The following is a 13,070-nucleotide window of genomic DNA, read 5'->3' on the forward strand; positions in this document are numbered from 1 at the left end:
TCGTTTTTTGTGCAATCAGACTGCCGCGTCTGCCCGCAACTGCGGACGGTTGTCAAGGCAGCCGGTTGCCGGTTCACCTGACCGGGGAGAAGAAAACCCGGTGCAGGGCGTCCAGGTTAAAAAATTGACATGTAGCGAATCTACAACGCTTTCCCAGGATTCACAACCCCAGCGCATCTATGCAGCGTTCCCTTTCCCGCATCTGCGGTTTTTCAGTGGTCGTTACCAGTACGATCGTCACCCCTTTCGGTGTGGTGGCTCAGCGTACGCTGAGTTATACCGAAGCGGACTATACTTACCGGAACGGCGTTGAGCTGTTCGAAAAGAATAACTATGCCGCGGCCCGTGCCGAATTCCGGCAGTACCTTGACCGGCGCCGGCAAACCGGGAATACATCGGGTACGCCGGCCGCCGATCCTAACGCCGTGGAAGCGGAATATTACATCACCCTGAGCAGTCTGTATATGGATGAGCCCGGGGCGGAAGTGCAGGTCGACCGGTTTGTAAAGAACCACAGCCAGCATCCGAAAGCCGGCCAGCTGTACGGGGATCTTGGTGCCTATTATTACGGGAAGGAGGATTACACCAAAGCCATCAGTTTTCTGGAAAAGGCTGTTAAGCAAAACGGTAGCTATGCGCAGCTGGCGGGGTATAAATACCAGCTGGCGATCTCGTATTTTAACACCCAGAATCTGGCCGGCGCCTTGCCGCTGCTGAATCAGATCAAAACGGATACCGGTCTGCAGGATGCCCCGGCGGCGTCTTATTATGCCGGGGTGATTAACTACCGCAACAACAGTTATAACGAAGCGATCGCCGACTTTAAACGGGTTGAACAGCATCCGCTCTACCAGCAGGATATACCCAACTGGATCGCCCAGTCGTATTACCGCCAGCAGCGGTTTGAGGATCTGTTGCGGTATACCGAGCCGTTACTGCGCCGCAATACGGGCGGGCAATACAGCGATGTGGCCCTGGTTACGGCTGAGGTGTATTACCAGCAGGGGCAGTACGGCAAAGCGATTCCGTATTACAAACAATACCTGTCGGCCAAAGGGGCTAAGGTGCCCGGACCGGTAAAGTTCCGGTACGGCCAGTCCCTGTTCCGTACCGCTGCCTACACCGATGCCGTGACGCAGCTTAAACCATTGGCGGCCGGTAAGGATACGGTGGCCCAGTATGCGGCTTATACGCTCGGCATCAGTTACCTGCAGACGCAGAATCCGGCCTTTGCCCTGACGGCCTTTGATCAGGCAAGCCGGCTTCCCTACAGCGCTCCGATTCAGGAAGAAGCGGTCTTCAACCATGCGAAGGTGCAGCTGGATATGAATAACGGAGCCGATGCGGTAAAGGAACTGAACGAATACCTGCGTAAATACCCGAACGGCTCTTTTGAGAACGAAGCAAGTGAGCTGCTGACGGAAGCCTATTTCGCGTCGAACAACTATCCGGTGGCGATTGCCTATATAGAAGGCTTAAAGCGCCGGACGCCGAAGATTAACGCGACCTACCAGCGGCTGACGTTCAACCAGGCCGTCAATGATTATAACGCCGAGCGGTATGATGCCGCCCTCCGGAATTTTGACAAATCCCTGACCGTCAATGCTGATGCCGGATTGCAGCAGTCTGCCCGTTTCTGGAAAGCCGAATCCTTCTCCGCTCAGAAGCAGTACGACAGTGCCATACCGCTCTATACCCAGCTGAGCAAGGCCGGTGGGGAAACCGGGGCGAAAAGCCTCTATGGGCTGGGCTATGCCTACTATAATAAAAAGGACTATAGCCGGGCCCTGACCTATTTCCGCGATTTTCTGAGCAAGAGTGCCCAGGCCGGCGATATGGCTGCCACTGATGATGCCCTGGTGCGGGTAGCGGATTCGTATCTGGCCGGAAAGCAGTACAACGAAGCCATGCGGTATTACGACATGGTCATTTCGCAGGGGCGCGGGGACCGTGATTATGCCACCTATCAGAAAGGGGTAATCCTGACGTATGTGGGGCGTGATCAGGAAGCCAAGGCGCAGTTTGATCAGCTGAAACGCCAGTTCCCCGGCTCCCGGTTTGCCGATGATGCCGAGTTTCAGGCAGCCAACGTGGATTTTGAAAAGGGAGCCTATCAGGTGGCCATCGGCGGATTCTCGCGGCTGATCCAGCAGAAGCCAAAGAGCTATCTGATTCCGGCCGCGTTGCTGAAACGGGCGATTGCCTACAGCAACCTCGAACAATATGATCAGGCGGTGGCGGATTACCGGCGGATTCTGAACGATTTCGGGGGGACCACCCAGGCACAGAGTGCGCTGATCGGGTTGCAGAATACCCTGAATGATGCCGGCCGGCCGGAAGAGTTTTCGCAGGTCCTGGGTGATTATAAGCAGGCGAACCCCAACAGTACGGAAGTGGAACGGGTGCAGTTTGACAATGCCAAGAACATCTTCTTTAATGAGAAGTATGACCAGGCCATTAAATCATTCCTCTCCTTCATGCAGGAGTATCCGGGCAGCCGCAGTACCAACGAAGCCCGCTATTACCTGGCCGAAGCCTATCGCCAGACCAGGGACGCGCAGAATGCGCTCCGGTATTATAGTCTGGTGACGAGTGCGCCGAAATCCGATTTCAGTGTCCGGGCCGGGGTACGCGCCGCCGAACTGGAGACCCAGATGAAAAACTACCCGCGGGCCGTTAAGAACTATTACTATGTCCTTGGACTGGCCGACGGCAAGAATGAGCAGGTGACGGCGATGCTGGGGTTAATGGATACCTATTACCAGTTTCCGAAGCTGGATTCAGCCGCCTATTTTTCAGCCGAAATCCTCCGCATCGGGAATGTCGTGCCGGGTGCCCAGAACCGTGCGCAGTTGATGGCGGGAAAAGTGGCGATGGCAAAAAATGATGTCAAGACCGCCCAGGCCGATTTTGAAAAGACGATTGCTCTGGCAAAGGATGTGTACGGAGCGGAAGCGAATTTTCTGATCGGGGATATCCTTTTCCGGCAGAAGAAGTATAAGGAATCGATTGCCACGCTGCTCAAATTCAATGAACAGTTTAATGAATCGGAATACTGGAAAGGAAAAGCCTTCATCCTGATCGCCGACAACAATGCGGCCATGAACGAAATGGCGCAAGCCAGAGCCGTTCTGAATTCGGTCATTGAGAATTCGCCCGAACCGGCCATTGTTGCCGAAGCCAAACAAAAACTTGCTTCACTGGAGTCTAAAAACTAATCCCGCCCGGTTCAGAACGTACTGCCGGAAACACATATGCTGGTATTAAAAAAACATCCGATATATATAACGGCCCTTGCCCTTTCGATGGCGACGGGTCCGCTGCTGGCCCAGAACCAGCAACCCCGCCCGCCGAAGAAAGAAGGCGAAATCGAAAATCAGGAAATCACCGTGGAGAAAAGCCGCAAGATTGACCTGCCGCCGGCGATCCGTCTGTTCAACAAGATACCCTCCCTGAAGCAGTCGGAGGAGCAGCGGAAGATTACCTACGAGTTTCAGGACCGTCCGCTGACGGTTGCGGATCAGAAGACAACGCCGAACGTACTGCCGCCGTCGGTGACCCAACCGGATCAGCAGGTACCGTTCAACAACTATGTTAAAGTCGGGGCGGGGAACTACAGTTCATTCCTCGGCGAAGCCTTCGTTGCCTCGCCGAACACCGCTAATCTGGGTTGGGAGGGTTCTTTCCGGCATCTGTCGTCGAATCTGGGGCCGAAAGACGGGCGCAATTCCGGACAGAGTGAAAACCGGTTCCGGCTGGCCGGAAACTATGCCCTGAATGCGCTGAAGTTTTCGGCTGAACTGGGCTATAACCGCGATGTATACGGATTTTACGGGTATCGTCCGCGTACCGAAGCCCCTCCCCGCGACAGCATCCGCCAGCGGCTGAATACGCTTCATTTTAAGCTGGGATTTGAAAACACGGATAATGAAACGGCCGTCGATTATTCGCTGAAAACCGGGGTTACCGTATTACGGGATCTGTACAGTGCGTCGGAGGTAGACTGGGGAACCAATTTCAACGCCTCCATGTCGATCAGTGATCAGGTATATGCCCTGTTAACCGCCGATGCCTATGTGACGCAGCGGACAGACCAGCTGGTCGATAACCGGAATCTGTTCCGGGTGACGCCCACCTTTAAATATGCCTCGCCGCTCTTTACGGCAACCGTCGGCGTCAATGCGGTCAATGAGACGGACAAGCGGCTGGGGATCAACCGGACGCAGGCGTTTCCGGTTGTCAGCCTGGATGCGGTGCCAACGGGGAATATCCATTTCTTTGCCGGGATAGACGGGGATATCATGCGGAATACACTGCGGTCCCTGTTAACCGAAAACCGCTGGCTGTCGCCGAACGTGTTGCTGGCGAATACCATTAAATCCGCTGATTTTTATGGCGGGTCCAAAGGGGAGATCGGCGGTGGCTTCAGCTATGAAGGCAAAGTGTCGTATGCGACCTACCGGAATTACCATACCTTTACTAACAGCTGGCCCGACACCACCAGGTTCTTTGTCCTCTATGACGGTGGTACCGCGCGGGTGTTAACCATCAGCGGCCAGCTCGCCTATTCTTTGAAGGACAAGTTCCGGTCAACCCTGAAAGGGGAGTTCTTCCGCTACGGGCTCGACCGGCTGGAAATCGCCTATCACCGGCCTCGGACGACGGCCACCTGGACCAACTCGTTTATCCTCAACAAGAAACTGTTCATTACCGCCGACCTGTATATGTACGAAGGGATTCAGGCGAAGAACTTTGTGACCAATACCCGCTACAAATTACCGGTGATCTGGGATGCTAACCTGAAAATTGATTATTTTCTGGGTAAACAGTTTGCGGCTTTTGTCTCGTTGAATAACATCGTCGGCCAAAATTACCAGCGTTATTTGTATTATCCGGTTCAGGGACTTAACTTTCTGGGAGGAATCAGTTATTCTTTCTGAAGTAACTAAAAATAACGAAGTTATGACTACGCTTGGCGCCTATCTGAGAAAGCTTCTGTATCAATACGATTGTGTGATTGTACCGGAGTTGGGCGGGTTTCTGACAAACTATCAGCCGGCGACCTTTGTGGCCGGTACGGGTCAGTTTCTGCCGCCACGGAAACGGGTAGGCTTTAATGAGGCGTTGCGGCTGGACGACGGGCTGTTACTCAATTACGTAATGCTGCACGAGCAGCTGCCCCGTGAAGAGGCCCAGCGGAAGATCAGCCAGTTCGTTACCGGTCTTCGTTTGCAGGTCCAGCAGTCGGGCCGTTTTGTGCTCGAAGGGATTGGCCTGTTTACCCTGAATGACGAAGGCAGCCTGCAGTTCGAACCGGAACTGCGTCATAACTTTTACGGCGAAGCCTTTGGGATGGCAGCCATTCCGGCGGTCCGGCTGACGGAAGAATCCCTTGCCGAAACCGCTGCCGTGGTTTCCTTAGGGCCGGTTCTGGCCGGAGAGGTGATTGAGCAGACGCCGTTTATGGTGGTACACCGTCCGCAACGGTTCTACATTCGCTGGGTAGCGGCTGCCGTTGTCGTGGGTACGCTGGGTGTGCTCAGTTATTTCTCGGTTATTCAGCCGGGTCAGCCCTTACAAAGCAGTTTTAATCCGGCGTCTATTTTTCAGGTACCGGCGGCACTGACCGAGACCTGGAACCGGCTGACAGAGGTAAAACCGGTACGTACGCCAGCCGGGCAACCGGAAGGGCCGGTGTTGACCGAGCCTCAGCGGTTGCCGGTAATGACGGTTCCGCAAGCGCCGGCAGCGGAGCCTGTTTCTGCTCCGGTACCGGCAACAACACCGGAGCCGGTTGTATCCGTGCCGGCTGCCGCCCCTGCCGGTAACGAAGCGAAGGGGGAGGTTGCTGCTGCAAAACGGGAATCGGTTAAAAAGCCTTTGCGTGCTGTTGAAAAAAACGAAACGGCTGTTGCTGTTAACCCCGAAGAAACAGGCACGCCGGACGCCAGCGAAGCACGCCCGGCTTTTATTGTAGTGGCCGGTAGTTTTGCCAGCCGTCCGAACGCCGTCCGTTTTCGTAAATCGTTATTGAAGGCAGGCTACGCCGATGCCTATATCATACTACCGGATCAATCAACCCGGTTATACAAAGTGGCCGCTGTCGGGTTCCCGCAGAAAGCCGATGCAGTGGCCAGTGTAGATAGTCTCAGCAAGCTAACCGGGATTCCGGCGTGGGTAATGCGAAATTGATTCACTTGAAAACACAAGGCAGGAAAGGCAACCCGGTTGGGTTGCCTTTTTTTGTTGGGTTGAGTGTCTGGTTAGCGACCCTGCCGGTACATAGTCTATTTGATCTGTAAATCCGGTTTGACAGATCATGTTTATTGATTTTAGTAAGTGGGGAGGGGAAAGTTAGGGATTAGTAGCGGTTTTTTAGTAAACATAAACCAAATTGCACCTTTTCATCGTTAGTACGCAAAACATCAACCTTACGCGCGCATGATTCGCACGGCATTTGAAAATGAAAAAGAAGTCCGGGTGGTGGCATTTGCCGGTGCCTTTGCCATCAACCTGCTGTTAATTTTTCTTCTGGTCTATATCCGGCTGACTCAGTCGATTCCGCAACCGCCTCCTATTCAGTTTGTTGAGGTTAATTTCGGGACAGACGCGGTTGGGAGCGGAAAGATACAGACGTATAACAAGGCCAACGATTCGAAGAATGATGTCGATGTCAAGAAGGCAGAAGACCGTCCGAATCCGAAAGTGACGACAACACCACGGGTGGAGAAAACCCCGGTTACCCCTGTGCCAAAGGTAGAAGAGGTTAAAACCGGCAAAACGGTTACGGAAAAGCCGGTTATTGCCAGTAAAAACGAAAGTCCGGTTTCGGTTCCGGAAAAGGCAGAGCCGAAGAAAACCGAAGCCCCCAGACCAACACCCGCCCCGCCGCGTACGGAACCCGCCAAAAAGGTAGAAACCGTTGACCCTAATGCCTTATATAAGCGGTCGTCGGGTGGTGCCGGCTCAAATGGTACCGTAGGGCGCGGCAGCGGTGTCGGCGGCAATAACAACGGGGATGATGCCAGCGGAGTGGGGGATAAAGGCCATCCGGACGGCAAGATTGACCGCGGGCAGTTTTACGGACAGCCTGGCGGGACCGGCAGCGGCGTTTCATTCGACGTATCCGGGTGGTCGCTCGCCAGCCGTCCGAATGTGAATGATGACTCCGATGAAACCGGTAAAATTGTGTTTCAGCTCAAAGTAGACAGCAGCGGGGATATTATCTCGGTACGTCAGGTACAGAGTACGGTAAGTCCATCGGTTGTCGAAGTATACCGGAAAGCCGTACAGCGACTGCGGTTAGTGCCTAAATCCTCGTCTGCGCCGCCGGTTTCTACAGGAACGATTACCTTTATTATTAAATCAAAATAAGTGGTCAGCGCAAGGTTATGGGCCCTTTCTGAGGGTTTCATGGCTACGCGCCGGCCATTTTTCATGTATGGAGTATCAGGAAGCGATAGACTATCTGTACAGCCGGTTACCGGTCTTTCACCGGATCGGGCCGAAAGCGTTTAAACCCGGTCTGCAGAATACCGAACGCCTGTGTGAAGCCCTGGGCAACCCGCATCTGAAGTTTAAGAGCATTCATGTTGCCGGGACCAACGGAAAGGGGAGTACCTCCCATATGCTGGCCTCAATTTATCAGGCTGCCGGTTTCCGGGTAGGGTTATATACCTCCCCGCATCTGAAGTCCTTTACGGAGCGGATCCGGATAAACGGGCAGCCGATTCCGGAGCAGGAAGTAGCCGGTTTTGTGGACACCCATAAGGGATTAATTGACGCCATATCCCCGTCCTTTTTTGAAGTGACGGTGGCCATGGCGTTCGGTTATTTTGCGGCTCAGCGTGTCGATCTGGCGATCATTGAAGTGGGGTTAGGCGGCCGTTTAGATTCAACGAATATTATCAGTCCCCAACTGTCGTTAATCACCAATATCGGGTTTGATCATACCGATATTCTCGGGGAGACACTGGACAAAATTGCTTTCGAAAAAGCAGGTATTATTAAGGAAACGATTCCGGTAATTGCCGGTGAATTGTTGCCGGAAACGGAACCTGTATTTGAGCGGATGGCAGCCGAAAAAAACGCGCCGTTGTATCGGGCTGTGGACTATTATAAAGCACGTGTGGACGGTCACCGGAACGGGTTATTAGACGTGACTGTACAGGCGTCCGTGAGCGGGAAAGAATATGGGTTTGCCCTTGATCTCGCGGGCGATTATCAGGCGTTGAATCTGCCGGCGGTATTGCTGGCAACGGACTTGCTGCAGGAGCAGTTTCCGGTAGGAGAAGGGGTAATCCGTGACGCGTTACGGAGCGTTGTTTCCGGAACCGGATTAAAGGGCCGCTTTCAGATAATACAGGAGTCACCGAAAATCATTGTCGATACAGCGCATAATAAACCCGGTCTCCGGGCCTTTTTTAAGGCGCTTGAATCGGTTCCGAAGCAGCAGTTGCATATTGTCTTCGGCATGGTTGCTGATAAGGATCCGGGTTTACTGTTGTCTGAATTACCGGTTGCGGCGCGCTATTATTTTTGTGAAGCAGAGAGCCCCCGTTCACTAAAATCAATCGATTTACAAAAGGAAGCCAGTCGATTTGGCTTGTTAGGAGTGCCGTTTACTGATGTCAATAGTGCGCTTGACGAAGCCAAGAAGAACACAAATGTAAACGATGTAATTATCACAGTAGGAAGCAATTACATTGTGTCAGAGTTAAACTGTTTATAATTGTGACCAGAAGAAAGTTAGAGCGATTCAGGCAAAATGCCGAAAGTACAAATGTAATAGAAGCCGGAAAGGAAGTTTACAAAACTATCAAGGGAAGATGGCGGGAAGATTACTTTAGAAATGTAAATCCGATTATTCTTGAGCTTGCCTGCGGCAAGGGAGAGTATACGGTCGGACTTGGTCAGGCATTTCCCGACCAAAATTTTATCGGGGTTGATATTAAAGGAGACCGGATAGCGAGAGGATCACAGGCCGCTCAGCAGTTAGCCCTTGGCAATATTGCTTTCCTGCGGACGGATATCCGTTACCTGACCGAATTTTTCGGTGAGCAGGAAGTCGATGCGATCTGGATTACGTTTCCGGACCCGCAGCCGAGAGATAAACAGGAAAAGCACCGGTTAACCCATCCGCGTTTTCTGGAGCTGTATAAGCAGATTCTGAAGCCAGGCGGAACCCTGCATTTAAAGACCGATAATCTGCCGTTTTTTGATTATTCGCTGGAGACGCTGCCGCAGTGTGGATTTACGGATCTGGTGTGGACAAAAGACTTGTATACATCGCCGATGAATCAGATTCATTTAGGTATAAAAACCAAATACGAAGGCATCTTCACGGCGAAGGGTTTTTTAATTAATTATTTACAATGTAAAAAGGGTGTAAGCCTGTAAGCTTACACCCTTTAAAGGCATGCCGTAAATTGAGCGTTTGATTACTTAATTAAGCGCTCAATTAAGTCTGCTACGCGGCTTGAATAACCGAATTCGTTGTCATACCAGCCCACTACTTTGGCCAGATTTCCGTTAACTGTTGTCAACTTAGAATCGAAAATACACGAATGAGGATTGCCTACGATATCGGCCGAAACGATTTCGTCTGTGCAAAATTCAAGGATGCCATTCAGGTATGTTTCTGAAGCCTGTTTCAGGGCATCATTAATTTCGTGAGCCGTTGCCTCTTTTTTCAGTATGACCGTCAGGTCAGTGATTGATCCGTCCGGAGTTGGTACGCGCATTGCATTTCCATCCAGCTTCCCTTTCAATTGCGGAAGAACCAGACCTACTGCCTTGGCTGCACCGGTTGAGGTAGGGACAATCGATAAGGCAGCTGCCCGGGCACGGCGTAAATCGGAGTGCGGTGCATCCTGAAGATTCTGGTCAGCTGTGTATGCGTGAATGGTTGTCATGTATCCTTTTTCAATACCGAACACATCATCCAGCACTTTCGCCATTGGTGCCAGGCAGTTGGTGGTACACGAGGCATTCGAGACGATTGTTTCTTCGCCGGTCAGGGTGTCTTCGTTCACACCTAATACTACTGTCGGGATATTACCTTTAGCAGGGGCAGAGATTACTACTTTTTTAGCACCGGCTGTCAGGTGCTGACCTGCGCCTGCTTCGTCAACAAAACGGCCTGTCGATTCCAGAACGACATCTACGTTCAGTTCTTTCCAAGGAAGTTGCTTCGGATCACGCTCGGCATACGCATTGATACGAACACCATTTACGGTGAGGCTTTCGCTGTCAGATGCTACCGTTCCGTTGAATTTGCCGTGTACTGAATCGTATTTCAGCAAATGAGCAAGTGTTGCATTGTCTGTCAAATCGTTGATGGCAACGATTTCTACATTCTCTTTTTCTAACAGTCTGCGGAAGGATAACCGTCCAATTCGACCAAAACCATTGATGGCTACGCGAATTTTTCCCATTGAATTAACTAATTGTTTGATTTCGGCTCAAATATATGTCTTTTCGAATAAATGAAGGCTTTTCTTGTCATTTTGATGATGGATGAGTTACGTTGTTGAAACGCTTTAATGGAATAGCTGGAGAGTTTCTGGCCTGATAAAGAATTTAGTATCAGGAACAGAGACACCGTATTTATTTAGCTAAAATTAGTTTTATTGGTAGTAAATGCTAAATAAATTAGGACAGAGTTAGTATTTTACTATATGATTACTAATAATGACTAAATGTGCTGCTGTGTTTTTTACTAATGATTTAGTAGTCTGTTCTAAAATGGTCTGTTTTTTTTTAACTGCTTCCAACAATACCATGAATAATAGTAGAGTAGGAGCCTATATCTCATAAATACTCTTCAAAGCATTAGAAATAGCAGATCTCAAATGGTACTGTCGACTACAGAAAACAAACCTTTACAGGTTGTTGCCCGCAATGCCGTAACTGGCCCGCAGTTTCAGGTCGTTGATTACCGGCACCAACTTCATAAACGACTCATCCGACACCCGATACGCAAATGAGTACGTTCTCCTATGTGCCCAGCTGTGTCTCCTGACAGTTCAGCCTAACTTACTTCATCCAGTTGGGATAAGTAACTCTACACACACAGGCAGATGTGATCATGCTTAAGCGACTAATAAACGTCCACCAGCATTTTCCTGAACAAAGATCTTTTTTCATTGCGTTTCTTTTTTTAGGTGATAATAATTATTATTTAACAACAAAAACCTACATTTGTAGTACTTACGCTGAATTTATTCATCGGCATATAGTTCTTTTTATTACCCAAAATATAATTTGGTGTAAACCCGTAACTAGATATTTATCAGACAGTTACGGGTTTTTGTTTAAATTACAACTTTAATCTACAATGTCTCTTCAGGAATCTATTGAACAAATCTGGAGTAATCGTGATCTTCTTCAGGACCAATCAGCTAAAGACCGTATTCTGAGCGTAATCGACCAGCTAGACCAAGGAACTCTCAGAGTAGCTCAGCCATCTCAGGAAAAGGAGTGGACCGTTAACGAGTGGGTAAAAAAAGCAATCCTGTTATACTTTGTCAGTCAGAAAATGAATGTACAGGAAGTAGGTATATTTACGTTCCATGACAAAATTCCGCTAAAATCTAATTTTGCCGCAGCCGGTGTACGGGCTGTCCCGCCAGCAGTAGCACGCTACGGTTCCTTCCAGGCTCCCGGTGTCATTCTGATGCCTTCCTATGTCAATATAGGTGCCTATGTTGACGAACGGACAATGGTCGACACCTGGGCAACTGTTGGCAGTTGTGCACAGATTGGAAAGGATGTACACCTGAGTGGGGGAGTAGGTATCGGCGGGGTACTGGAGCCACCTCAGGCTGCCCCGGTTATAATAGAAGACGGCGCATTTATCGGCTCACGATGCATTGTTGTTGAAGGAGCTCGTATTAGCAAACGGGCTGTACTGGGAGCTGGCGTTACAATCACCGGCTCATCCAGAATTATTGATGTTACAGGGGATGAGCCGGTCGAATACAAAGGGTTTGTGCCTGAAGATGCAGTGGTTATTCCCGGAAGTTATCCCAAACAGTTCCCCGCAGGCACATTTGATGTCCCATGTGCCTTAATTATCGGGAAACGCAAAGCATCAACGGATCTAAAGACATCGCTAAACGATGCACTCCGCGAAAACAGCGTATCTGTCTGATCATTAATAATAAACAAAAGTAAATTAACATACCTAAACCACACAATTGTATAATTTACATTTTGTGTGGTTTATTTTTTTGAATCAATGCATTACATATAACAATTAATAATATTTATTGTAAATAGATATTTGTGTTTATATTTGTGTAAAATCACAGTTGACAATGAACATTAACGATAAGATTAAACAGATATTGATTGAGAAAAACCTGTCTCCCTCGCATTTTGCTGATGAGATTGGTGTCCAGCGCTCAAGTATTTCTCATATACTTTCCGGCCGTAACAGGCCTAGTTTTGATATCATTCAAAAAATAATCCGGCGGTTTCCTGACCTGGGTTTTGACTGGATCTTAGAAGAAGAATCCGTTCCGGCTACGCCGACGTTCCGGAATCCAAACCGGTTTACTGAACAACAGCGGGCCGTTACTATGTCGGGTCAGGGGGGAGGAAACTACCCTGGATCAGGTTACAATACCGCCGGCATACGCTCTCAACGCGCCGAAATACCACCCATGCAGTCCGCTTATCCTGCGGATGAACTTCTGCCCGAACCCGATAAATCCGTCAATAAAACGGTAGAACGCATCCTTATTTTTTACTCTGACGGCACATTCAAAGAGTATTCGCCGATGTAACGGATAACAACGTTATCGCGACGGTACGTCGCTCTTTCCTATTACAGACTACTATATTGATTATATAAATAGAACTAATAGACTTTACACAAAAAAGGCCCGAAACATCGCGTTTCGGGCCTTTTTTGTAACATACTGTAAAGCAATACTTTAACGTTTCACGTGAATTGAGTGTTACGATAAGCAAGCTCAGGACGCTGATTTACAGTAAACCCGCTTTACTTAAATGGCCGTTATCTGGCTAACACGACTAACCGGCTTTACACATGTTTACCGACT

Annotated in this window: 9 protein-coding genes; 8 read left to right on the forward strand and 1 reads right to left on the reverse strand. The window is 49.9% G+C overall.

Annotated features, from left to right (window positions below; all coding sequences use genetic code 11):
• The first annotated feature begins 179 nt into the window (after positions 1 to 179).
• From BLX24_RS02220 to trmB, 6 genes are all read left to right on the forward strand, one after another.
• Positions 180 to 3,218 (forward strand): tetratricopeptide repeat protein, encoded by a 3,039-nt coding sequence (locus BLX24_RS02220; RefSeq protein ID WP_071501426.1) that lies wholly within the window; start codon positions 180 to 182, stop codon positions 3,216 to 3,218.
• Positions 3,219 to 3,254: 36 nt separating this feature from the next.
• Complete coding sequence (locus BLX24_RS02225; RefSeq protein WP_229201677.1) at positions 3,255 to 4,940, forward strand: TonB-dependent receptor; 1,686 nt, start codon at positions 3,255 to 3,257, stop codon at positions 4,938 to 4,940.
• 22 nt (positions 4,941 to 4,962) lie between these two features.
• Positions 4,963 to 6,192, forward strand: coding sequence for an HU domain-containing protein (locus tag BLX24_RS02230; protein ID WP_071501427.1), 1,230 nt, complete (start codon positions 4,963 to 4,965; stop codon positions 6,190 to 6,192).
• Positions 6,193 to 6,441: 249 nt separating this feature from the next.
• Complete coding sequence (locus BLX24_RS02235; protein WP_071501428.1) at positions 6,442 to 7,374, forward strand: energy transducer TonB; 933 nt, start codon at positions 6,442 to 6,444, stop codon at positions 7,372 to 7,374.
• Between the two features lie 67 nt (positions 7,375 to 7,441).
• Entirely contained in the window at positions 7,442 to 8,731 is a 1,290-nt protein-coding gene (locus tag BLX24_RS02240) for a bifunctional folylpolyglutamate synthase/dihydrofolate synthase (RefSeq protein ID WP_071501429.1), read from the forward strand.
• A 2-nt stretch (positions 8,732 to 8,733) separates the two neighbouring features.
• Complete coding sequence (gene trmB / locus BLX24_RS02245) at positions 8,734 to 9,399, forward strand: tRNA (guanosine(46)-N7)-methyltransferase TrmB (protein WP_071501430.1); 666 nt, start codon at positions 8,734 to 8,736, stop codon at positions 9,397 to 9,399.
• 41 nt (positions 9,400 to 9,440) lie between these two features.
• On the opposite strand, the gene gap is transcribed toward trmB, so the two are convergent.
• Positions 9,441 to 10,436 carry a type I glyceraldehyde-3-phosphate dehydrogenase gene (gene gap / locus BLX24_RS02250; RefSeq protein ID WP_071501431.1) on the reverse strand — a complete coding sequence of 332 codons (996 nt, stop codon included), beginning with the start codon at positions 10,434 to 10,436 and terminating at the stop codon, positions 9,441 to 9,443.
• A gap of 902 nt (positions 10,437 to 11,338) precedes the next feature.
• Here gap and BLX24_RS02255 point away from each other — a divergent pair.
• Both BLX24_RS02255 and BLX24_RS02260 read left to right on the forward strand, forming a co-directional pair.
• Entirely contained in the window at positions 11,339 to 12,154 is an 816-nt protein-coding gene (locus BLX24_RS02255; protein ID WP_071501432.1) for a 2,3,4,5-tetrahydropyridine-2,6-dicarboxylate N-succinyltransferase, read from the forward strand.
• A 166-nt stretch (positions 12,155 to 12,320) separates the two neighbouring features.
• Entirely contained in the window at positions 12,321 to 12,791 is a 471-nt protein-coding gene (locus tag BLX24_RS02260; protein WP_071501433.1) for a helix-turn-helix transcriptional regulator, read from the forward strand.
• Positions 12,792 to 13,070 lie beyond the last annotated feature (279 nt).

It is taken from the genome of Arsenicibacter rosenii (assembly GCF_001870735.1).
Classification (GTDB): Bacteria; Bacteroidota; Bacteroidia; order Cytophagales; family Spirosomataceae; genus Arsenicibacter; species Arsenicibacter rosenii.

Excerpts from the sequence above, each read along its gene's own strand:
- BLX24_RS02220 (WP_071501426.1), top strand. The coding sequence starts at position 180 with ATGCAGCGTTCCCTTTCCCGCATCTGCGGTTTTTCAGTGGTCGTTACC.
- BLX24_RS02225 (WP_229201677.1), top strand. The coding sequence starts at position 3,255 with ATGCTGGTATTAAAAAAACATCCGATATATATAACGGCCCTTGCCCTT.
- BLX24_RS02230 (WP_071501427.1), top strand. The coding sequence starts at position 4,963 with ATGACTACGCTTGGCGCCTATCTGAGAAAGCTTCTGTATCAATACGAT.
- BLX24_RS02235 (WP_071501428.1), top strand. The coding sequence starts at position 6,442 with ATGATTCGCACGGCATTTGAAAATGAAAAAGAAGTCCGGGTGGTGGCA.
- BLX24_RS02240 (WP_071501429.1), top strand. The coding sequence starts at position 7,442 with ATGGAGTATCAGGAAGCGATAGACTATCTGTACAGCCGGTTACCGGTC.
- gap (WP_071501431.1), bottom strand. The coding sequence starts at position 10,436 with ATGGGAAAAATTCGCGTAGCCATCAATGGTTTTGGTCGAATTGGACGG.
- BLX24_RS02255 (WP_071501432.1), top strand. The coding sequence starts at position 11,339 with ATGTCTCTTCAGGAATCTATTGAACAAATCTGGAGTAATCGTGATCTT.
- BLX24_RS02260 (WP_071501433.1), top strand. The coding sequence starts at position 12,321 with ATGAACATTAACGATAAGATTAAACAGATATTGATTGAGAAAAACCTG.